The following is a 21,036-nucleotide window of genomic DNA, read 5'->3' on the forward strand; positions in this document are numbered from 1 at the left end:
TAAGTTAAATCTTGAACCACATAACTTTTGCGTGGAGCCACGGTCTTTCTTCCTCTAAAATGTTTTTTGAGAGTTTCTAGCCGGCTAGCTACAAAAAAACATTATGAGGAGTAAGAAAAAATGGATGAAAAAGAAAGAGAAGCAGTTGCCCTATTTCGTTACGGCCTAATTGCGCCCATTTTAAATGGACAGGTTACCAGTCAAAAAGACTATCTAGCTCAAATTGCTAGTCACCCCCATGATGTGCCCCACTACGGCGTAAAAGAATTTGCCCCTAAAACGATAGAATTTTGGGTTAAAGCATATCGTAGATGTGGTTTTGAGGGATTAAAGCCTAAGGGTCGGTCTGATAAAGGTTCTGTAAGAAACATCCCCGAAGAATTGAAAGAAAAAATTTTGGCTTTGCGTAGCGAACATCGGGAACTGAATGTAACGTTGTTTTATGAAAAACTGGTTAAAGATGCACTCTTTTTGCCTCAAAATATCTCATACTCGACCCTATATAGGTTTCTAAAAAATGAAGGGCTGGTAGGGAAAGTAGAAACTAAATCTCCCGACAGAAAAAGATTCAGTTATGAAGAAGTGAACATACTTTGGCAAGGCGATATGGCAGTAGGCCCCTATATTATTGTTTCCGGTAAAAAGGTTAGGACAAATCTATTTGCTTTTATTGATGATTGTTCAAGGCTTGTTCCCTATGCTGAGTTCGTTTTATCCGAGAAATTTGATTCCCTAAAGCATGTGTTTAAAGAAGCATTAATACGTAGAGGCATTCCTAAGATGATCTATGTGGATAACGGTAAAGTATACAAATCGGACCAGTTTAGCATAGCATGTGCTTCGTTAGGTATCACCTTAATTCATACCAAACCCTATGATGCGGCAAGTAAAGGGAAAATCGAACGTTTTTTCGGTACCGTACGCCAGAGGTTCTTGCCTACTTTAACTAAAGATGCTCTTACTTCAATCGAGACCTTAAACCAAGCCTTTTGGCGTTGGCTGGAGGAAGATTATCATCGAAAGGTTCATTCCGCTCTTGAGATGAGCCCACTAGACATGTTTATGTCTCAGTTTAGCCGGGTAAAAATGATAGATAACCCCAAAGCTTTGGACGCCCTTTTCTTAAAAAGAGAAAAGCGTAAGGTTAAGCATGATGGCACTATCTCAATTAATTCCTTGCTTTTTGAAGTGCCTCCCCAGTTTATTGGGCAACAAATCGAGGTTCGTTTTGATCCTGAAAAACTAGAACAGGTGTTTATCTATGTAGAGGGGAAAGAAGTGGCCAAAGCTTTGCCTGTAATTTACAGTGATAACGCCAGAATTAAAAGGGAAAAAAGGCAAAAGGAAAAAGAAGAAGCCGCGCTATCCTTTCAGGAAATGTATGATTCCAGGGAGGGAACATAATGTATAGAGCATTTTACTCTCTAAGCAGAAAACCATTTACCAAAGAAATTGAGACAAAGCACCTTTTTCCCTCTAAAAGCTTTACTGAATTAATGGCACGGCTTAATTACCTTAAAGATTCAAGGGGCATTGGGGTGGTAGTGGGTGAGCCTGGTGCCGGTAAAACTTCTGTCCTCAGAAACTTTGCTTTAAGCTTAAATCCCTCACTTTACAAAGTTATTTATTTTCCTTTGTCTACAGGTACGGTGATGGATTTTTACCGGGGACTGTGCTATGGGCTAGGTGAAGAACCTACCTTTAGAAAAGTTGATCTATTTAAGCAAATTCAAGAGGGAGTAACCAGCCTATTTTATGAAAAAAAGATAACTCCTGTATTTATTCTAGATGAAATGCAGTTATCTAACAACAAGTTTCTAAATGACTTAAGCATCCTGTTTAATTTTACAATGGATTCGGATAATCCGTTTATTTTGGTATTGGCGGGATTGCCTTATCTACTGGATCGTTTAGCTTTATCCCATAATCAGTCGTTAAATCAGCGTATTATCATGCGTTACAAGGTCACACCCTTAGATAAAGAAGAGGTGAAAAACTATATCTTACATCACCTGGAGTTAGCAGGTGCTAAATTTGAAATATTTTCTCCACAAGCAGTGGAGGCTATTGCCACCCGTTCTAGGGGATGGCCAAGACTCATCAACAATTTAGCTACTAACTGCCTGCTTTATGGGTGCCAGAAAAGACTTGAATGTATTGATGAAGAGGCGGTAATTAAATCTGCTCAGGAAGCAGGTCTTTAAACTTAAGAACTACGGCTGCTTAAAAAAACTGGGCAGATTGATAGATTAATTCGCCCTGCTGCTAAAGAAAATGGTATGTGAGGCTTATGATATGACAAAGCCACATATCCTTCACTGTTAGGCATCTGCCCGAGGAGGGAGGCTTAAATTAAAATGCTAAAACAAGGTAAACTATTATACTCTAGCCAAAAGGACCGTTGGGAGATCCATGGAATAGACGACGAACCTTTCTCTCTACACTGTGGGGAATGCTTTGAGATTAAGGTTGGGGAAACATTCTTGCCTTGTCGTATTGAAATAGATAGGGATTGGGTATTGTACTTTGCTAACTCTATGTTTTATCTGCATCCGGCATCAAGGTACAGTGTAAGAGGGGTTTAGAAAGAGTGATTCTTGGCAGAGGAATATATGTCAGAATGCGGTTAGGGGCATCCTAGCTGCATTTTTTTTTTGGCAAAAATCTTAACTAAAATACTGTGACTATGTGAAAAAATTTTGCCCATTTGGCTAATTTATTTCGCAAAAACCGATAAATTCAAGCTAATTTTAATCCATTTTATTTTGCAAAATGTCATCCCTTTTAATTTGCAAATTCACACTCGGATAATGGGCCTTATTCGAGAACTCGAATAAGGCCCATGCCAGGCGTAAATTTGATGAAGCGCTTAAAGCGTTGCCGGTGGAAAAGCGCAACGCAGCGGTAGCCACTAAAGAGGGATTGGAGTTCTGCAACCAACTCTTTGCCATCGAACGTGAAATGCACGATGCTACACCGGAAGAACGGTACAAAATCCGGTTAGAACGCAGCCGTCCAATACTGGAGGCTTTTTTGGCATGGCTAAAATTCCAAAAGCCAAGAGTATTGCCGAAAAGTGCTTTTGGTCAGGCTATTAGCTATTGCCTCAGCCAATGGGATAAACTGACGGCCTTCTTGCAAGACGGAAGGTTAGAACTGGACAATAACCGCAGTGAGCGTTCGATTAAACCCTTTGTAATAGGACGTAAAAACTGGCTGTTTGCCAACACCCCCAAAGGGGCCAAAGCCAGTGCAACGATATACAGCATCGTTGAAACAGCCAAGGAAAATGGCCTTAATCCATTTAACTATCTCCAGTACCTATTTGAGAAACTGCCTAATGTAGATATCCAAGATCAAAACGCATTAGATGAGTTGCTTCCCTGGTCGAGCACCTTGCCGTCAGGCTGCCGCATTCAAAAATAAGATTTACACAAAGCCCGCCCTGCTTCAAGGTGGGTTTTATTTTACGCTTACATAAGTAGAATGAGCGAGCCTGCCCCTTAGCCCTTTTATCTTGAACCTGCAACTATTTCTTTATCTTTATGTATTTTGCTTCTCATTCACTCGAAAGCCATTCCCGTTGGCTGTAATTCCTCCGGTATTTCGGATAAATACATTGAGCTTCGGAAAAAGCACACAGGAATAACAAGCCTTTTGAGCAGTTTATATCAAGTGGCCGCCAGATAATGTGGACCATTGATGGTAAAAAATATTTTGAACTATTCCAAGACTCTGGTCAACGGTTTTAATTGTCGCCGCTCACCTACTATGACGGAAAGTAGGCGATTTTTTTCTTGCCCATCTTGGCGGATTGATTGCATACTGATTGGTGGATGGCTTATCCAAGTCAGCCGACAACCACCAAGGAGGGGCGGAAAAAGAAAGATGGAAACCTGTGTAAAGACCTATCGCATGTTAACTTTGGGAGGCTACCCTAAAGAATGGAGGCCCACAAAGTGCCGCCACTGCCAAGCCCAGGGTAAATTCCACCACCATGGCCACTTTACCCGCAAATTGTACACTTTGGATGAGATCTTGGAGATTGTTATCTTCAGATTTAAGTGTATCTCTTGTGGTAGAACTTTTGGGCTTTTTCCACCTTTCCTAATCCCTCACCGGGGAGCAGCCCTGGACGTCCAGGAGCAGGTAGTGAGGGAAATGGACAAATGCCAGTCACTGCAGACCGTGGCGGAAAACCTCGATCTTCCCACGGAATCTTACTCAGAGAAGGGCCTCTGGCGCTGGAAGAAGGATTGGGACCGTTTGCGAGCCTCCCTGGATCCCTCCTTCTGGACAAGGGTACTAACGCATTTCCCCCACCTGCGGATTCCCCAGGGGGCTGAAAAACCAGGCACTGGCTGGGGGTGGACCTTTTTAATTTGGGAGCAAATTCGCCATCAACTGACCTCTCAAGTTGGCGTTGCAGTACCCGGGGTCGGGTAAGCGTCCGCACCCTGGCCCGGCAGCTCCGCCAGGCCGGCGCTAGTCGCAAGGAACTTCTCAACAAGTCTACATCCAGTGGTCACCGGCGCTTTGAGGCCGAAGACGTCCACGTGATTTGGCAGTCGGATGCCCAGCATACCCTCTACCTGCCCGATCCCAGGGATCCCAAGCGGAGTAAAAAGGTGTTCCTTTTTGCCATCCTGGACGATTATTCCCGTTATGTGGTCCATGCCCAGTTCTACTGGGACGAAAAGCTCCCCCGCCTGGAGGACAGCCTCAAAAAAGCTATTCTCCGGTTTGGCATCTGTGAGCAGTTCTACTGCGATAACAGCGCTGTCTTCTCTTCGGTTCACCTGGCCCGCATCTGCGGCAAACTGGGCATTCGCCTGTGCCACAGCCGCCCTTACCGGCCAGCTGGCCGAGGCAAAATTGAACGTTTCTTTCGTTTCGTGGACACCAGCTTCAAGCCCGAGGCCTATGAACAAATCGAGAATGGGAAGATTACCACGATAGAAGAATTGAACTGCGCTCTGGCCGACTGGCTGGACGGCTACTACCACCTGCGGGTACACGGCGGCACAGGTGAACCCCCCAAAGTCCGGTTGGCTGCCAGCCAGCGACAGCCCCGCCGCATCTCCGTTACAGAACTCATGGATATCTTCCTCTGGGAAGAAGAACGAAAAGTTGACAAGACCGGCTGTATTAAGGTTGATGGTAACCTCTACGAAGTGGCCCTGGAGTTGGTGGGCCAGAAGGTACTTTTACGCTATGACCCCTTCGACCTCTCTTCTATTCAGGTCTGGTGTGGTAAAAAGCGATATGCTGATGCTATCCCCTTAAACCTGGTCCGTTTCCATGACCGCCGGGTAAAACCAGAAGAGCCACAAAAGGTGGCACCGGACACAGAAGGAATTTCCTTCTTTCAGGCAGCAGAACATAAACGTAAAGAATCACTTGCCGGAGAGCCTCTGACTTTTGCCCCCAGGGGAGGTAATATCCATGACGAAGTAATCGAAGAATCCCATATTGCCAGAGTGCTGGCCGATTTTGAACGGCAGCGGGGAGTGGCCGGGTGACCGGCCCTCCTAAACTGTAAATGAATGGCGGCTGAATTCTCACTTAAGTGGCGTGTTGGCGGCTAAAGTCTTACGCCATTGGCGGTGAGAATCCTACTGTCAAAATTCGTGAGCGGTAACAATATCCATCTGTTATACAGTGTGCTGAAACTTTTTACCACGTTTAATATATTTGCACTTCAGCATCTTTTCCAATTGTCTTTGGCACACTATCAATAAATTACCAATCCAACCCTGATAGTGTTATTTCATAAGTATATTTAACATCTTCTGTGTATTATTTAAGAAACTTTTCATTACCTGGTATGCTCCGTTTCCTCATATTTAACTACCTATTCAAGTTAAATTAACACTTTTATGACCATGCTTATGTTATACTAAATCTTAAGGTACAAATTTCCTGTTTTGGAGGATTCGGAAGTATGGTTCTTCCTGCAGCACTATCCGGCATTTTCCGTAACAAGCAAAAATCCTATAAGATGGTTCTCATCTTAACTCTCCTTGATGAGATGGGGGATACTCCCCGTGAAGTGCCCTTTTCTAAAGTTGTGGAGCGCTTTCGGCGCTTTCTAATCGACCGGGAGCGTAATAATATGCCAGTTGATGAACCTCCGGCCTCATTGGGCCAGAGCTGGCAGAACGTAACTTTTCAACAGACGCGAAGCGTTATTGACGCACCGATTGAGGCGCTTTCTAAAATTCTCTCGGTAGACTTTATAAAAGACCGGATTAGTTTTCGGCCGGAAATTCTCAAGCAACTCAGTCCCGCAGTCATCAAAGAGTTGCGCAGTTATGCCATTCGGGAAATGGATGATTATTACCGTAATCGGAAAACCATTCCTAATGTATTCCTTAAGAATTATCTGTCCCAATTTATGAACAATTACCTTCATGCGAAGACAGAGCCCTTTAGTGGGCATCCTTTAGGAACCTTAGTCCGGCGTACAATTCCTCAAGAACTGCAAAAACTTCCTTTCCTAGATGAACGATACAAAGTACAAGGATCTGTAGGTATGGGCAACTGGGCCACTGTACCTTGGATTGCCATTATGGATAAACGAATAACAGAATCTACGCAGCAGGGTGAATACGTGGTATACCTATTTTCAGAAGACATGCAGTCGGTCTATTTAACATTAAATCAAGGTGTTACGGTTCCTCTACAACAGGGCAGACGAGGAGGATACGAATACCTTAAGAATAAGGTTCAAGAATTGAGAGAATTACTCCCGCTTGAATCTGTGCAAAAAGATGAGAACATTACTTTAACCTCAAGCGGCCTCGGTAAAGACTACCAGATCTCCACCATTGCTTACGTCCGCTATGAGCGGGATAACTTGCCGGATAATGAAGTACTCATTTCCGACTTGAGCAATATGATGGAGAATTACGCCTTATATGTAGAGTACAAACTGGCCAAAGAAAAGGAGGAAGTAACTGGATTGGAGATACGCTCCATGAACGTATCCAATATTATTCAGGAAGAAGAGAACTCTGAACTCGACTATGACTCGCCGGCCGAAGCACTCGCTCACATTCGGGGTTTTATTGCTGAGCGCGGTTTTCATTTTCCCTCGGGTCTGATCGAGAACTTTTACCTTTCTTTGAAAACAAAACCCTTCGTCATTCTGGCCGGGATCTCCGGAACCGGCAAGACAAAGCTGGTACAGCTGTTTGCCGAGGCTCTGGGAGCGACGGAACGCAATGGGCGGTTTACCTTGATTCCTGTGCGCCCGGATTGGAGCGATCCATCGGATTTGCTGGGTTACCGTGACTTGTCCGGGAAATTTAAACCAGGAAAGCTCACCCGGGTCTTTTGGGAGGCCTCCAAACCATATAATCTGGACAAGCCTTATTTCGTTTGCCTCGATGAAATGAACCTGGCCCGGGTCGAGCATTACTTTAGTGATTTGCTCAGTGTCATTGAGACCCGGCGCTGGCATGAGGGGAACATCATTACCGATGAAATTGTTGCCCATGAAGACGTAAAGGACCTGGCTGAAGAAACTGGCCTGAACGAAGGTGAAGAAATAATCTCAACTCTCGGCATTCCAGAAAATGTTTATCTGATTGGCACTGTGAACATGGACGAAACTACCTATCCATTTAGTAAAAAAGTTCTTGATCGGGCTCAAACTATTGAGTTTAACGAGATTGCTCTCAATCATTTCCCGGAAATTGATGGCCTGGTTGCCCAAAGCAGTTCCGTTTTAACTCTGCCTAATTATTTTCTGCGCAGTGATTACCTTATTTTAAAGGATGCCTATGCGGGAAATGAGGAGCTGATTCAGCGCACAACCGCTCGCCTGGTGGAAATCAACCAGATCCTTGGGGATGTGCACTCCCAAATTGGGTTTCGGGTGCGGGACAATATTTGCTTTTTTATGGTGTATAACCGGCGTTTTGAACTTCTTCCTGAAGAGGAGGCTTTTGACCTGCAGCTGTTGCAAAAAATCCTGCCACGTCTGCAGGGAAGCCATTCATCCTTAAAAAGAGCATTAATTGAACTTATGGCTTTCGCCATCGGAGAAACACTAAATACGGAAGAACTCATGGAAGATGTTTCATCCCTTTATCTGGCCTGGAAAAACACCGGCGAAGCACCTGCAGCCCGTTTTTCCCGAAGTGCCCGTAAGATTGCCTACATGCTGCGGAGGTTGGAGGAAGATGGCTTTACCTCGTTCTGGCTCTCTTAAGGAGAGTGTGGAGCTTTTAAGAGTCGAGACGGACCTCTTTGACCTTTATATCAAGGGGAAACCTTTTCACCCTACAGTCGAGGCTCTCCACCTGCACCGTAGGCCTGAGGAGGAATGGGTTGAGGCCACCCTGGAAGTGATCCCTGTGCCAAGTTTGTCCGTGACAGCTATTAAAATCTTTTCTCCGGCTAGAGGGGAGATGGTTGATCTGGGGGAAGAGCCGATAAAACCTTGTTTTTATGAAAATCAGAACTATGAGTTTGTCATACAAAAGAAGACCGACAAACTGCTTACTTTCTATCACGAGAACATAAATCTGCGTCAGACTGTAAAACCCCTGGGGCCAAACCTTCTGGTCGGGGTACTAAATTTCCAAAATGAAGTGGGATATACAGATCTGGAAATCCGTCTTATGGGTCAACCTGTTCTTAACCTTCGCCTGGAGATCTTTCCTTCGAAAATGGACTATCAAAAGGATTACCGGATGATCTTGCAGGAAGTGCATGAGCAAGTCTATAACCTTGCCTTTGATTTTCTGCGCAAAACCTATCAGCTAACGGGCTTGAGAGAGACCCAACATCCGAGCCTGACCGAATTTTTCACGATCCTTACGTCTATCTTTCGGCAACTTATCGGGGCTGTCGAGCGAATCCAGGCCGTGCCGCACCATCGGTTGATCCCGGTCCAGGAATTTCGCCGGGTTGAACAGGTCAAACGGGCGGGTAAAGCGAATCTGACCTACTTAGCCAAACACTCCCATCTCTTAGTACAGGATGAGAAATATGGTGTTCTATCAATCCAGGGTCAAACCTACCGGCCCATCCGCTTAATTGAAACCGGGCGTCGGATTGACTTTGATACGGTGGAAAACCGTTTCTTAAACTGGATGATCTTAAGGATAATTTCTAAGCTCAAGGATTTACGGCGCCGGGTTTTAAGTCGGGAGCGTGTATCAGATCCTCTATTGCTGCGGCGTATTGACGGAATGCTTACTCAACTAACCCGCCTAGCTAACCTGGATTTCCTGAGAGGGGTTGGGGAGATGAAGCAGATTTCTCTCACTCTCGTTTTGCAAATGGCGCCAGGTTACCGGGATGTTTACCGTTTTTACCTCATACTAATGAAAGGATTGTCAATTCAAGGAGATCTGTTCCGGCTCTCTCTGAAGGATTTGGCCCAGCTTTATGAGTATTGGTGTTTCTTAAAAATACATAGTCTATTGAAGCAGAAATACGAACTTATCCGCCAGGATATTATCCGTGTTCAGCGTAACGGCCTCTTTGTGACTCTGGATCGCTCGCAGAAAGCGAGTGTTACCTACCGCAATCCCCACAATGGGGAGCTTTTCACCCTTTTTTATAATGCTTTACCCACTGAAGACAGTGCCCATATACCAACCTTACCCCAACGACCGGATAATGTCTTAGCTCTGAAAAAAGAAAACTCCACTGTGGAGTATAAATACATTTTTGATGCCAAGTATCGTTTGAACCCTGCCTATGAAGGGTCATCTTATGCCTTGAAATACGGATCTCCCGGTCCGGAAGAAGAGGATATCAATACAATGCACCGCTACCGGGATGCGATAGTTTATGAAAACTCCTCCGGTGAGTTCGAGCGGAGTATGTTCGGGGCCTATGTGCTTTTTCCTTATCCGGATGAAGAGAAATTCAGGGAACACCGCTTTTACAAAAGCATCAAGAAAGTCAACGTAGGGGCTTTGCCGTTTTTGCCGCATGCTACTAAGCTTATGGAAGAGTTTCTCGATGAGTTGATTTTGGATAGCCCGGAGAAAGCTTATGAACGTTCCACTCGTCCGCGGGGCACTGATGAGTATTTCGCCAACAAATTACAGGGTAAAAATGTACTCATTGGTTCCATGCGGGATAAAAAGCAATTGCCCCTTTGCCTGGAGCATCAGGTCTATTGGATTCCCCTGAAGCGTTTAACCCAACAACAGTCGTTTCTTTCAGAGTTGCAATACATTGGGCTCTATCAATCCCGGCACACCTTTGGACCCAAAGAGAGCGGAATTCATTGGATAGGGAAAATCAAGTCCTGGCAGGTCGTCCGCCGTTATGAAATAAAATATCGGCGCCCGCTTCCCGGCACAGAAAACGAGCTTTATGTCCTTTTTCAGATTGAAGCCTGGCAGAAACGGCCCGTTCCTATCAAACCTGGTGGGTACGGTATTTACACCCACTTGTTCACTTCCCTGTATATGCTGGAGCGTGCCGAGGAGATTGCGGAGCTGAAACTGGAGACGGAGGAGCAACTGAAAGAGTGGCGGGAAAAACGCCGGATCGGGAAAGTTCAGGTTGAGCTTGATGATGAGTACGTGGACCGGGCAAGAGAGGTGCTTAAGGTAGAGGTCGACGGACCAGGGCCCGGTGTGTGAATGAGTCAGGGGACGGTTCCTTGATTCATTTTTTATGCTAATAGGTATAGAAATCCTTTATCTCTAAAGATACTATCATAAATTAATTTTATGCTATTTATAAATGGATTTTTGGCATAGTGTAAAATAAATAATATGGACTGAATTCGGGCATCAAGCATAGCTTGTAGTAACATGCTACGAAAAGGCCATAGGAAACTCGGTAATAAAGATAAGGTAAAAGCAGCTAGCTACGGCTGCTTCTTAACGTTGCGTTTTGGATATGGCTCTATCCCAAGCTGCTGCTTTAATGCTGATTGAAGAGTTTGGGAAAAGTTGATTTTTTTGCTCTCGGCAAGATCATTAAGCCACTTGGGAATGGTTAAGGTTTTCTTTATTGCCTTATTGGCCATCTCTTCTCGTATAGGAAGCATATACGCTTCAATCGGGACGACAAAAGAGCCTTTACTAACAGTGATTTTTTCTGGAGCTGTAGGAGTTGGGATTTCATCGTTATCATCTTCCATCCCCCATAAATGAAGTTCCAATGCTTCTTTGGCCATTGTTATTGCATCTTCAAGTGTATCTGCTTCAGTAATACAACCAGGTAAATCGGGAAATGTAATACAATATCCGCCATCTTCGCTTGGCTCAAAAATAGCCGGGAAAATATATTTATCCATGTTTGTGTTCACCTCTTAAATTTATATTAGTATTTTGTGCGCAGGCTGGCTTACTTGAGTCCGGCCTGCTTAAATATGCTGTTGAGTGTTCCTGGCTTTAAGTCTTTGTTATGATTGGGAATTGTGACTTTGCCTTTATTAGCCTTATGTACCATTTGGATGTGGGAGCCTATTTGCTCTTTAATTTCCCAACCATTTTCTTTAAGTAGTTTTATTATTTATTTGGGTTTCATTTGGTGCTCCCTCCTTAACATTTATAATTATACACGTATGAATGATACGTGTCAATAGAAAATAAGTATAAATTACACGTATTGTTTGCAACTGAGACTTTGGATTGTGACATGGATTATACCAGGAGAAAGAAATATCGGCTGATGCATAAATTGTAGTAGTGTTGATGTGGGAATGACCAAGGAAATCTGGGAAAAACCACGGTTTTTTTTTAGGTAATTGTTTTTATAAAAAGGAGATGAATGGATTAAGTTGAATAATATTCAGTATTAGACAATACATGTCAAAGATTAGCTAAAGGAGAGGTCATTTTGAGCAGAATCACATGGATTGCTTTTTGGCCTTGCGCAGGGTGATTTCATGGAGTTAAAAATAACCCAAAGATAGACCAAGCTGTTTACAGTGCTAAGCATATCCTATCCACTTCAAAGTATATTGGGTCCTAGCATAGTCACCCCAATTCGAGCTACTTCAAAGAATGGGCCGAGCCCGGCAACGTTGAAAGAACTTCCTTGAGGCAATCCAAGACCCGCAGCATCAAGAGCATGAATCCATGCTTGAATTGGTGGGAGGTTCTTTTGACCCTGAAGAATTTAGCGTGGATGAAGTTAATAATATGTTGAAGATGATAAAGTAAAAGTGTGGGGGATGGTGAGGGTAATGAAAATATTTATAAAAAAGTACATCCCTCACTGTGAAAAAGTTATTTAAGAAAGGTTTATTAATATGGTTTTGTGGGGAATTTTTATTAGTGCTTTTTTAATAGGTTTTTCAGGAGCAATGATGCCTGGGCCTGTGTTAGGGGTTACGATTGATGGCAGTCTTAAAAAAGGTTACATAGCAGGTCCTTTGGTAGTATTAGGACATGGAATCCTTGAACTTATATTAATTATCATTATGACATTCGGACTTAAAGATTTCTTTTCTAATCCGACAGTTGCGGGACTTATCGGATTATTTGGCGGTGCTTTTCTTGCATGGATGGGATATGGAATGATAAAGTCCAGTATAAATAAGTTGGTTTCATTGGAGAATCAAGGAGCAGGGAATAGGGTAGGTATGAGAAATCTTGTATTAGCGGGAGCACTCGTAAGCGCTACGAACCCTTACTTTATTCTCTGGTGGGCATCAACAGGTATGGAATCAATACGCCAGTCTTATACTTTAGGGTTAATTGGTGTTTTATTCTTTTTTATAGGACATATTTTATCGGATTTTATATGGTATTCGGCAATTTCCATAGCATTTTCCAAAGGGCAAAAACTGATTAGTGATACTGTATATCGCTGGATTATTTTATTGTTAGGCATATTTATTCTAGTATTTTCAATCTATTTTTTCGGCAGCGGCTGGAAAATGCTTCAAACCTGATGTGAGTCAAGGGACGGTTCCTTGACTCATTTTTTATCCTAATAGGTATAGAAATCTTTTATCTCTAAAGATACTATTTGCTTATTCTTACTACTCAGTGTGTTCTTAATCAAAATTGTGTAGTAGTACCCCTGGCACGAGCCGGAGGAGCTTTTAAGCAAGTGACTGACATTTTACTTGCCGGTAATTTAAGCGTCATTCAGTTACCGTGCCCGGAGCTTCTGTATTCGGGGTTAACCCGTTTGCCAAAAACTAAGGAAGAGTATGATACCAAAGATTACCGTAGTCACTGCCGAAGAATTGCCTTAGAACAGTTTAAAATCCTTGAAATTTACTTAGCAGCAGGTTATGAAATTAAAGGTCTAATAGGTATTGCAAAAAGCCCTACTTGTGATACTTCTTCAAAGAATGGTATCTTTATGGAAGAATTCTTGCCCTTATTTGCCGCCAAAAATATTTCGCTTCCTGTAATAGACATCCCGGCTGACTACATAGAAGGGGAGGAGAACGGTAAGAAATTTCTTTACTCCCTACGTTCCTGGTTAACAACATCCAATTTAGGCACATAAAGAAAGATTACCTTGCTCCAAAATTCCTGATCTTTATTGACCAGGAATTTTATTATCTTTGGTTAGTTTTACTTATGCGTTTCCTTTCAGGCCGATATTCTCTGCTACTTTCTGCATACCTTTAATAGTCTCTTCAATTATAATATCCAATTCCATTCCCAACATTTTTGCCCCTTCTTCAATAATTTCTCTATTAACTCCTGCTGCAAACCCTTTTTGTTTCCATTTCTTTTTTACAGATTTTACTTCCATATCCAGTATGCTTTTGCTTGGCCTCATAAGCGCAGTGGCCGCAATCAACCCTGTTAATTCGTCGATTGTATATAATACTTTTTCCATTCTTTCCACCGGCTCAACTTCGGAACAAATTTTCCAACCGTGACTTTCTATTGCCCGAATATAATCTTCAGGCCAGTTCCTCTCTTGCAGTATTTCTCTTACTTTTTTACAATGCTGGTCAGGATACATTTCATAATCAAGGTCATGTACTAACCCAATAATTCCCCATTTTTCCTTATCTTCTTCTCCAAATAATTCTGCAAAGTGCAATATAACAGATTCAACAGCCAGTGCATGCCGTATAAGACTTTCATTCTTATTAAACTCTTTTAGAAGTTCATAAGCCTCTGCCCTATTTGGAGCTACTTTCTCCATCTCAAAACCCTTCTTTCGTTCAATTGGTAATATTTATAGCGATATTTATTTGGTAAATTATCTTATGTTTTTAGATTTTAGACACCACAAGAAAGATTGTCAAGTTTTATATTTGCCATGCCAGGTATAGAAATCCTGTATCGCTATAGATATTATCTTAAATTAATCTTGGCTCGCTTCGTTCCTGGTTAAAAAAATCCGATTTAGGAACATAAAGAAAGATTACCTTGAGTAGAGGAGCTCCGGGAGGTCCAGGTTAGGAAGGGGTAGTGCACGACCCACTCAAACATGGTATAATTTTACAAAAGAAAAGGATTTTTGCTCAAAAATTTTTTAGAGATTTAGCCAAAGACAAAAGGTTTGCCAAAGTTAATAAAAATGCTTGGAAAGTAAATGAACCTGCCTAAGGGCAGGTTCACTTATGAATAGGGGTATCAAAACAAAATCGGAGCATAAGCACCCTAGAACCTCTGATTACAGTAATTTTGGCTTTCTGTGTTTTTAAAGAAACTATGACAATTAAGCAGCCTCTTGGGGGGCCAACAATCGATAAGAAGTTAAAAACTTTCGTAGAAGAATAATCAACTTTTCTGAGACCTTCCCGCGGGAAGGTCTTTCTTTAGATTGCTAACTTTCGAAAAAACTTCACATTTTATTCAAACAAACACCAAATGGTTATGGCATATTAGGAGTAAGCAAAAATTCAAATTTTAAAAGGGGTGTAGTTTTATGAAGAAAAAAATTATTTTAGTAGTTGCCGCCGCAATGTTAGTGGTAATGCTTGCTCCAACAGCATTTGCCGCCGTCAATAATCAGCAAAAGGAAGAAATTAATAAGCTTTACCAGCAGATGTTTGATTTGAAGAGGCAAATTATTGACAAATACGTTGAAGGCGGAGAGATAACTAAAGAGCAAGGCGAATATTACAAGAAGAACCTTGACTACATGCAAAAATACCAAAGTGAGTATGGCTATGGCATGATGGGACCTGGCGGCTGCGGCGGCGCTGGTTACGGCATGATGGGCGGCTCTGGCATGATGGGCGGCTACGGACAGCTCTACTAAAATTTCATAAGGGTCTGCATTATAAGTCTCTTCAACCCACTGGGCAACGCATTCTCCTGGTGGGTTTTTTTGATCCTGTCCACCTGCGGCGAGGCGGTGTAGGATGAAGATACGATAGGATGTTATTTCACAGAAACTTCAAATTTAGACCACAAATTTTGCAAACCTTTCTGGCATACTAGAAATAAATTTAGCAGTTACTTAGGGATAGCTTCATTGAGTCATGCTTAAGAATTAATTCAGATAATTTGCAAATACTAACTTAAAAAGATAGTGTTAACTAACTTATGAAAAATGCAGTTTAAGGAGTATATGGGACAGACTAAACCCAAAATGTCACCTGAAAAACGAGATAGCCCAGAAGAACAGTAAAACAAAACACCTCCAACCTCTATGAAGAGCATAACAATGCGGATTCAAAGCCTGTCAAGAGGTCATTGCCTTCGAAGAAAGGCATTTGACAGTCTTTGAACCGCATGTTTAAGGGCAGATAAGAGGTTGAAGGATTAAGGGTGCTACCGCCTGTTCTATGGTGTTTGCTGTGACAGGATAAGCTGCTGTGATAATTCAATAAGCTTCTGCCATTTAGCAGGCATGTTTGGGATAGACTCAAGTTCCGGAATAGAGTTTAGTGGCTGCCAGTAAGTATAGGAGTGTGGGCGCAGGAAGTTGTAATAGGCTACAAAAAGTGACACATGGGTATTTGAGCCTTCCCCACTACCATAGCCGTTTGTCACCTGATAGGAGAATTTAAAGGTCCTGTTAAGGCGTTCAATAATTTGCTTAAGCCAGCGATATTCTTCCGAAACAGGATCATCATTGGTGAGTCCGAATACCTGCGTAAGGTTAAAATCCATGTCTTTAAGCATGAACTGCTGCTGTGCAAGCTTGTAGGCAGAGTAGCCATCAGCAACAAACTTTAGGGCTTGAGCGGGGAAATCTTTAAACTTAGCAAAAGCCATACGCATAGCCAGGATACAAGGACCTACATCCCTTGTATCAGATACACAATAGCCCAAGATAGATTTTTTGAGTGCATCCATAATAAACCAGACATAATGCTTGATGCCTCTGACCTTAACGTAGGTTTCATCAGCAGCCAGGTAGTTTGTGGGTTTGTAATCAAAATTATCAACGTAAGGTTTAACCAAAGCGGCAGCAGTTTTGGCATATTTACTGACCATAACATGAGAGATTTTAACGCCGTGGATCTCCCAAAGGGCCCTGGAAGTAGCCCGTGTGGACAGCCCAAGGTTTACAAGATAGGTCAGGCAAAGACCAAGAATGTGAGGAGAAAAGTGACGAAAAGTAAAATTGACTGATCCTTTAGGCATACTGTTTAAATCGACCTTAAAAAGTCGACAGTGAACTCGCGGTAGATGTAGTGTAGCTTAAATTTATGCTTATCTTTCTTGTATTCTTCCAGGTCTTCCGGAGAAAGGTTTTTAAGGGACTGAAGATAAAAAGGACATTTCTTGTTCGTACACTTGTGGATATTAAATTGCTTGCGCTCCTTCTTTTTCTCAAGGATTCTGCCACAATAAGGGCAAGTAAGTGCACCGATTTTAAAGTCCTTCTTATCTTTGTTGAACCTTAGCCCGCAGACTTTGCATAAAAGCTGACCACGGCCTCCTGTATTGTCGTAGAGGTATGTATGAGGGGCGCCGCAACGGTGGCAAACAACATCGGGAGAAACAGGGTTTTTCCCACGGGACTTAACAGGTTTAAGCTCTTTACCATGCTTAGACTTGTAATCGTTAAGCAGCTGCTTGTAGTCAAGTTTTTCAGGCTGTTTAATAATGGGGAGCCTGTCCACAGTAAGCTTACGATACTTCGGGCTGGTGATATCCTGTTTAGGAGTTTTTAAGGGAATATTTTTAACGATAAACAAAAGTAACTGGCGAATTTGTTTAAGTAAAAATTGATTGTATAGTATCAAAAATGGTATAATTGAGTTCAACAATAACACTCTCCTTTTGGTGGATTGTTGTTTTGAACGACTCAATTATACCAAAAACGGGGGTGTTATTGTTTTTTATTGTAAAAAAACTTGAAACCCCCGATATATAAGACTTTAGAATCTATTTTGGTGTAAATTAATTAACACTACGCTTAAAAAAACAGAGGTGAAAATTATGATGATGTGGGGACCATACGGATGGGGGGGCATGGGCGTCTGGGGATGGATCTGGATGCTCATTAACGCCCTAATCTGGATTGGTATTTTAGCTGGTATTGTGGCTTTAGTAGTCCGACTGCTGCAGCAGCCGGCCGCTAAACCCAGGGTGGAAGCCCCAATGGATATCTTAAAGCGGAGATATGCTACCGGCGAAATCAGCAAGGAAGAATTTGAAAGGATGAAAGCTGAAATTAAAGACTAAACCGGTCGCCTATGGTATAATATAGTTAGTCCGAGTACTGTTTTACCACTAAATCCGCCGTTATGAGGCGGGTTTTATTTTAGGAAATTTGTCCGGAAAGGCGAGGAGGCGCACAGGATGCATACCAAAATTCTGGTGGCAGACGATGAAGCCAAGCTGAGGCAATTGGTGAAAGCATATCTGGAAAAAGAAGGCTTTGAGGTGCTGGAGGCCAGTACCGGCAAAGAAGCTTTGGCTAAATACACCCAGGCAAAAGTAGCCATTTTGGATGTGATGATGCCAGAGGGCGACGGCTGGCTGGTGTGTAAAGAAATTAGAAAAAACAGCAATATACCTATTATTATGCTTACTGCCCGGGGTGAGGAAATGGACAGGCTAATGGGGTTCGACCTGGGAGCTGATGATTACGTGACTAAGCCATTTAGTCCAAAAGAGCTGGTGGCCAGGGTTAAAGCAGTGCTGCGCCGTGCTACTGAAGTGGATAAAAGTGAAGATGAAAGCCTCGTTTTTGGGGATTTAGAGATCAACAGCTATTCGCGAAAAGTCACTTTGGCAGGAAAAGAAATTGCTTTAACTCCCAAAGAATTCGACTTGCTGTTCTTTATGGCAAAGCAGCCCAGCCGGGTCTTCTCCCGGGAACAGCTGTTGGAAAAGGTATGGGGATACGACTTTTTCGGGGACCTGCGTACTGTTGATACTCATGTAAAAAATATCAGGGAAAAAATAAACCAGGTTTCATCAACCCACAAATTCATTCATACAGTTTGGGGAGTGGGGTATAAATTCGATGCTGTCATGGCTTAAAACGCGGGTAAGCGCAAAGCTGTTACTGGCCACTACCAGTTTGATGCTCATAGTCCTTTTAGCCCTTGGTATTTCCCTTTTCAAACTGTTGGAAACATTTTACCTGAACGAAAAAGCCAATAATTTATTGACCCATGGGAAGGAAATAGCGGCGCTGCTCACCAGCGACCACCGGTCTCAAATAGCCGGTCAGGTGGAGACCATTGGCAAATTTGTCAATGCCGATGTGATGGTGGTTGACAAAACAGGCTTGGTTATGGCATGCGGCAACAGGATGGGCATGAATGAGGGAATGCACCTGCAAACGGCTGAAGTGAGGCAAGTTTTAGCAGGCCAGCCGGTTATAAGGAAGGGTTTTCACGAGCATTTCAAGGAGCCGGTATTGACTGTGGCCATTCCTGTAGAAACGGGAAACGAGGTGATTGGGGCAGTACTCTTGTACTCTCCTTATAAGGACTTTTATGCCACCATTACTTCGATCAAGCATTTAATATTATATACTGCCCTGGGGGCAACCGCCCTGACTATGCTCCTGGCCTTTTTCTTTTCCAATAAACTTTCCAGACCGCTCATCGCTATGCAAAAAGCCGCGTTGCAAATGTCTACGGGGAACTTTCAAGTGCGGGTACCTATCGAATCGGAGGATGAGATCGGGAGTTTGGCCCAGTCCATCAACTACATGGCTGAGAACCTGGATAACCATACCAGGGAGCTGTCGCAGCAAAAAGAGAGGTTATCCACCATCTTAACCAGTATGAGCGATGCGGTGGTTGTCTTTGATAACTCCCAAAAGGTCACGCTATATAATCCGCCGGCAGATAAGCTGCTAGGGCAGCAGTTGGCCCCGGACAAAAAATTCGGAGAGATTTTCACCACTCTGGACCCACGGGTTTGGCAGCAGGTACTGGCAGGACAAACGCTGAGGGATGTGGAGTTTAGGCTGGACGGCAAAACATTGTCAGCTAACCTTTCCCCTTGGAAAGGCCAAGACGAGCATACCAGCGGAGTCATCATCATTGTGCAGGATATAACGCAGAAGAAAAGAACGGAGCAAATCCGCAAAGAATTTGTGGCCAGCGTTTCCCACGAGCTGCGCACCCCCCTCAGCTTTATCCAAGGTTACAGTGAAGCGCTGCTTGATGATATACCCCAGTCGGAAGAAGAAGAAAAAGAATATTTGGGGATTATTAAAGAAGAGTCCATCAGGTTAAGAAGTCTGGTTGACGATTTGGTTGACTTAAACCAACTGGAATTAGGCCAGCTGCAACTGAATAAATCGGAAATCGACTTAAGCGATTTAATCAAACAAGTGGTGCGCAAATACCAGTCAACCTCGGCTAGTAGCAACGTGGCCCTTACATTTACGGAAAAAGGGGTCAGCCAGTATGTATCTGCTGATGCCATGCGCATACAACAAGTGCTCATCAATCTTTTGGACAATGCCTTTAGGCATACTCCTGCCGGAGGCACCATTAGAATAATACTGAATTATGAGCCTGAGTGGGCGGTAATTAAGGTAGCTGACACGGGGGTGGGCATTCCTAAGGAGGAAATCCCCCTTATTTGGGAAAGGTTCTACAAAGTGGACAAAGCCCGTACCAGGCAGGGTGGAACCGGCTTGGGCCTGGCTATCGTTAAGCAGATTATTGAAGGACATAAGGGAGAAATTTCTGTGGAAAGCGAATTGAACAAAGGGACAAAATTTATTATTAAGCTTCCGTATAAAGACTAAAAAACAACCACCTTGTTTTAGTCCGGAACATGTTATATTTGAAAAGTAGGACTAGAAAGTTACTTTATGTAACGGAGGAGCCACGTGAATGGATATAAGCCGGATAGAAGAGAAAGGTTTAAGTCAATTGGCCAAAAAATCTATCTACAAGTATATTAAATCAATGGACCTTAATGTAAGCAATAAACTTCCCAGAGAGGAAGTGTTGGCCGAAAAAATAGGCGTAAGCAGGATTACGGTAAGAAGCGCCCTTAATGAACTGGCCTCAGAGGGGATAATATTTAGAAAGCAAGGCAAAGGTACCTTTGTCAATAAAGAGGCTTTGCAAATTAAAGTCACTTTTAACCCCATAGATGATCTGCGCTTTGTCATTTTAAACAGTGGCTACAATGCTAAAGTGGAAACAGTAAACATAAAAGCAAGGGCCTCAACTATTGATGAGGCGAATAAGTTACAAGTAAAACACGAAAGTAAAATCTTTGTAATTGAAAAGATTTTTTATGCTGACGATTATCCGGCAGTATACTGCATAGATAGAATTCCTGCAGAATCCCTTGAAGGCACAGTTTCCTTTGATGATATGACCACATCAATCTATGAATTTTTGAGGCTGACCCTGGGTAAAATAATTATTTGGGATAAGGTTGAACTCTCGACAATAACCAGTGAGGAGCTTCGTGCCTTAAGTCCCCACTTCAAATGCACCGATGGTAAATCTTTTTTAAACTGCGATGTTATTAATTATGATCAGGAAGATAACCCGGTTTTATATACAAATGAATATATTGACACCAACTATATCCGTTTTAATATGATCAGGCAAAAAAAGTTCAGTTTTAAGGACAAATAGATTTAAAAGGTAAGGGCGGAGAAAATTTTGCAGATGCGAAAAAGTACGCCTGTTTTTTTTAAAAAAAGTAAAACTATTTGTGGGTGCTGCTAAAAGGT

Annotated in this window: 16 protein-coding genes and 4 pseudogenes; 16 read left to right on the forward strand and 4 right to left on the reverse strand. The window is 42.8% G+C overall.

All coding sequences use genetic code 11. From position 1 onward, the window contains the following. Positions 1-120 precede the first annotated feature (120 nt). The 8 genes and pseudogenes from EYS13_RS15685 (at position 121) to EYS13_RS15720 (ending at position 10,616) form a co-directional block, all read left to right on the forward strand. Positions 121-1,404 carry a Mu transposase C-terminal domain-containing protein gene (locus tag EYS13_RS15685; RefSeq protein ID WP_227764567.1) on the forward strand — a complete coding sequence of 428 codons (1,284 nt, stop codon included), beginning with the start codon at positions 121-123 and terminating at the stop codon, positions 1,402-1,404. Continuing rightward, positions 1,404-2,204, forward strand: coding sequence for an ExeA family protein (locus EYS13_RS15690; RefSeq protein WP_227764570.1), 801 nt, complete (start codon positions 1,404-1,406; stop codon positions 2,202-2,204). The genes EYS13_RS15685 and EYS13_RS15690 overlap by 1 nt, the downstream gene beginning before the upstream one ends. Before the next feature lie 153 nt (positions 2,205-2,357). After that, positions 2,358-2,585 carry a DUF5348 domain-containing protein gene (locus tag EYS13_RS16665; RefSeq protein ID WP_227761721.1) on the forward strand — a complete coding sequence of 76 codons (228 nt, stop codon included), beginning with the start codon at positions 2,358-2,360 and terminating at the stop codon, positions 2,583-2,585. A 253-nt stretch (positions 2,586-2,838) separates the two neighbouring features. Continuing rightward, a pseudogene (gene tnpC / locus EYS13_RS15700) lies at positions 2,839-3,426 on the forward strand (IS66 family transposase); the annotation flags it as partial. Between the two features lie 489 nt (positions 3,427-3,915). Then, positions 3,916-4,446, forward strand: a complete 531-nt coding sequence (locus EYS13_RS15705; RefSeq protein ID WP_423055362.1) for a DUF6431 domain-containing protein — start codon at positions 3,916-3,918, stop codon at positions 4,444-4,446. Then, positions 4,437-5,426, forward strand: a pseudogene (locus EYS13_RS15710) (transposase); the annotation flags it as partial. The gene EYS13_RS15705 and the pseudogene EYS13_RS15710, both read left to right, overlap by 10 nt. Before the next feature lie 518 nt (positions 5,427-5,944). Further along, complete coding sequence (locus EYS13_RS15715; protein WP_227764577.1) at positions 5,945-8,218, forward strand: MrcB family domain-containing protein; 2,274 nt, start codon at positions 5,945-5,947, stop codon at positions 8,216-8,218. Continuing rightward, positions 8,190-10,616, forward strand: a complete 2,427-nt coding sequence (locus tag EYS13_RS15720; protein WP_227764579.1) for a restriction endonuclease-like protein — start codon at positions 8,190-8,192, stop codon at positions 10,614-10,616. The genes EYS13_RS15715 and EYS13_RS15720 overlap by 29 nt, the downstream gene beginning before the upstream one ends. A 230-nt stretch (positions 10,617-10,846) precedes the next feature. On the opposite strand, the gene EYS13_RS15725 is transcribed toward EYS13_RS15720, so the two are convergent. Then, on the reverse strand, positions 10,847-11,278 hold the full coding sequence (locus EYS13_RS15725; protein WP_227764580.1) for a type II toxin-antitoxin system HicB family antitoxin: 432 nt from the start codon (positions 11,276-11,278) through the stop codon (positions 10,847-10,849). A gap of 50 nt (positions 11,279-11,328) precedes the next feature. Continuing rightward, positions 11,329-11,496: a type II toxin-antitoxin system HicA family toxin gene (locus tag EYS13_RS16670; RefSeq protein ID WP_423055363.1), complete on the reverse strand. Its 168-nt coding sequence runs from the start codon at positions 11,494-11,496 to the stop codon at positions 11,329-11,331. A 533-nt stretch (positions 11,497-12,029) separates the two neighbouring features. On the opposite strand from EYS13_RS16670, the pseudogene EYS13_RS16675 reads away from it, so the two are divergent. From EYS13_RS16675 to EYS13_RS15745, 3 genes and pseudogenes are all read left to right on the forward strand, one after another. Continuing rightward, positions 12,030-12,149, forward strand: a pseudogene (locus tag EYS13_RS16675) (IS1096 element passenger TnpR family protein); the annotation flags it as partial. An 89-nt stretch (positions 12,150-12,238) separates the two neighbouring features. After that, the gene (locus tag EYS13_RS15740) at positions 12,239-12,883 is read left to right on the forward strand and encodes a LysE family transporter (RefSeq protein ID WP_227764582.1); all 645 of its coding nucleotides are present in this window, start codon (positions 12,239-12,241) and stop codon (positions 12,881-12,883) included. Between the two features lie 77 nt (positions 12,884-12,960). Then, positions 12,961-13,452, forward strand: a complete 492-nt coding sequence (locus EYS13_RS15745; protein WP_340641274.1) for a CD3072 family TudS-related putative desulfidase — start codon at positions 12,961-12,963, stop codon at positions 13,450-13,452. A 72-nt stretch (positions 13,453-13,524) separates the two neighbouring features. Here the strand turns inward: EYS13_RS15745 and EYS13_RS15750 are convergent, their stop codons facing one another. After that, positions 13,525-14,106, reverse strand: coding sequence for an HD domain-containing protein (locus EYS13_RS15750; protein ID WP_227764587.1), 582 nt, complete (start codon positions 14,104-14,106; stop codon positions 13,525-13,527). Positions 14,107-14,835: 729 nt separating this feature from the next. Between EYS13_RS15750 and EYS13_RS15755 the strand changes: the two genes are divergently transcribed. Further along, positions 14,836-15,171, forward strand: coding sequence for a DUF2680 domain-containing protein (locus tag EYS13_RS15755; RefSeq protein WP_227764589.1), 336 nt, complete (start codon positions 14,836-14,838; stop codon positions 15,169-15,171). 527 nt (positions 15,172-15,698) lie between these two features. Here EYS13_RS15755 and EYS13_RS16680 read toward each other — a convergent pair. Beyond that, positions 15,699-17,131 (reverse strand): annotated as a pseudogene (locus tag EYS13_RS16680) (IS6 family transposase). A gap of 175 nt (positions 17,132-17,306) precedes the next feature. Between EYS13_RS16680 and EYS13_RS15770 the strand changes: the two are divergent. The 4 genes from EYS13_RS15770 to EYS13_RS15785 all read left to right on the forward strand — a co-directional run bounded on the left by EYS13_RS15770 (position 17,307) and on the right by EYS13_RS15785 (position 20,938). Further along, the gene (locus EYS13_RS15770; RefSeq protein ID WP_227764595.1) at positions 17,307-17,552 is read left to right on the forward strand and encodes an SHOCT domain-containing protein; all 246 of its coding nucleotides are present in this window, start codon (positions 17,307-17,309) and stop codon (positions 17,550-17,552) included. Between the two features lie 117 nt (positions 17,553-17,669). Further along, positions 17,670-18,356 (forward strand): response regulator transcription factor, encoded by a 687-nt coding sequence (locus EYS13_RS15775; RefSeq protein ID WP_227764597.1) that lies wholly within the window; start codon positions 17,670-17,672, stop codon positions 18,354-18,356. Then, complete coding sequence (locus EYS13_RS15780) at positions 18,340-20,088, forward strand: ATP-binding protein (RefSeq protein ID WP_227764599.1); 1,749 nt, start codon at positions 18,340-18,342, stop codon at positions 20,086-20,088. Before EYS13_RS15775 ends, EYS13_RS15780 begins: the two co-directional genes overlap by 17 nt. Positions 20,089-20,176: 88 nt before the next feature. Continuing rightward, positions 20,177-20,938: a GntR family transcriptional regulator gene (locus EYS13_RS15785; protein ID WP_227764602.1), complete on the forward strand. Its 762-nt coding sequence runs from the start codon at positions 20,177-20,179 to the stop codon at positions 20,936-20,938. The last annotated feature ends 98 nt before the right edge of the window (positions 20,939-21,036 follow it).

The organism is Zhaonella formicivorans (assembly GCF_004353525.1).
Taxonomy (GTDB): Bacteria; Bacillota; DUOV01; order DUOV01; family Zhaonellaceae; genus Zhaonella; species Zhaonella formicivorans.

Bases quoted from the DNA above. Each gene is read 5' to 3' on its own strand.
- EYS13_RS15720 (WP_227764579.1), top strand. From the start codon at position 8,190: ATGGCTTTACCTCGTTCTGGCTCTCTTAAGGAGAGTGTGGAGCTTTTA.
- EYS13_RS15685 (WP_227764567.1), top strand. From the start codon at position 121: ATGGATGAAAAAGAAAGAGAAGCAGTTGCCCTATTTCGTTACGGCCTA.
- EYS13_RS15715 (WP_227764577.1), top strand. From the start codon at position 5,945: ATGGTTCTTCCTGCAGCACTATCCGGCATTTTCCGTAACAAGCAAAAA.
- EYS13_RS15775 (WP_227764597.1), top strand. From the start codon at position 17,670: ATGCATACCAAAATTCTGGTGGCAGACGATGAAGCCAAGCTGAGGCAA.
- EYS13_RS15785 (WP_227764602.1), top strand. From the start codon at position 20,177: ATGGATATAAGCCGGATAGAAGAGAAAGGTTTAAGTCAATTGGCCAAA.
- EYS13_RS16665 (WP_227761721.1), top strand. From the start codon at position 2,358: ATGCTAAAACAAGGTAAACTATTATACTCTAGCCAAAAGGACCGTTGG.
- EYS13_RS15780 (WP_227764599.1), top strand. From the start codon at position 18,340: ATGCTGTCATGGCTTAAAACGCGGGTAAGCGCAAAGCTGTTACTGGCC.
- EYS13_RS15690 (WP_227764570.1), top strand. From the start codon at position 1,404: ATGTATAGAGCATTTTACTCTCTAAGCAGAAAACCATTTACCAAAGAA.
- EYS13_RS15770 (WP_227764595.1), top strand. From the start codon at position 17,307: ATGATGATGTGGGGACCATACGGATGGGGGGGCATGGGCGTCTGGGGA.
- EYS13_RS15750 (WP_227764587.1), bottom strand. From the start codon at position 14,106: ATGGAGAAAGTAGCTCCAAATAGGGCAGAGGCTTATGAACTTCTAAAA.
- EYS13_RS15705 (WP_423055362.1), top strand. From the start codon at position 3,916: ATGTTAACTTTGGGAGGCTACCCTAAAGAATGGAGGCCCACAAAGTGC.
- EYS13_RS15725 (WP_227764580.1), bottom strand. From the start codon at position 11,278: ATGGATAAATATATTTTCCCGGCTATTTTTGAGCCAAGCGAAGATGGC.
- EYS13_RS15755 (WP_227764589.1), top strand. From the start codon at position 14,836: ATGAAGAAAAAAATTATTTTAGTAGTTGCCGCCGCAATGTTAGTGGTA.
- EYS13_RS15740 (WP_227764582.1), top strand. From the start codon at position 12,239: ATGGTTTTGTGGGGAATTTTTATTAGTGCTTTTTTAATAGGTTTTTCA.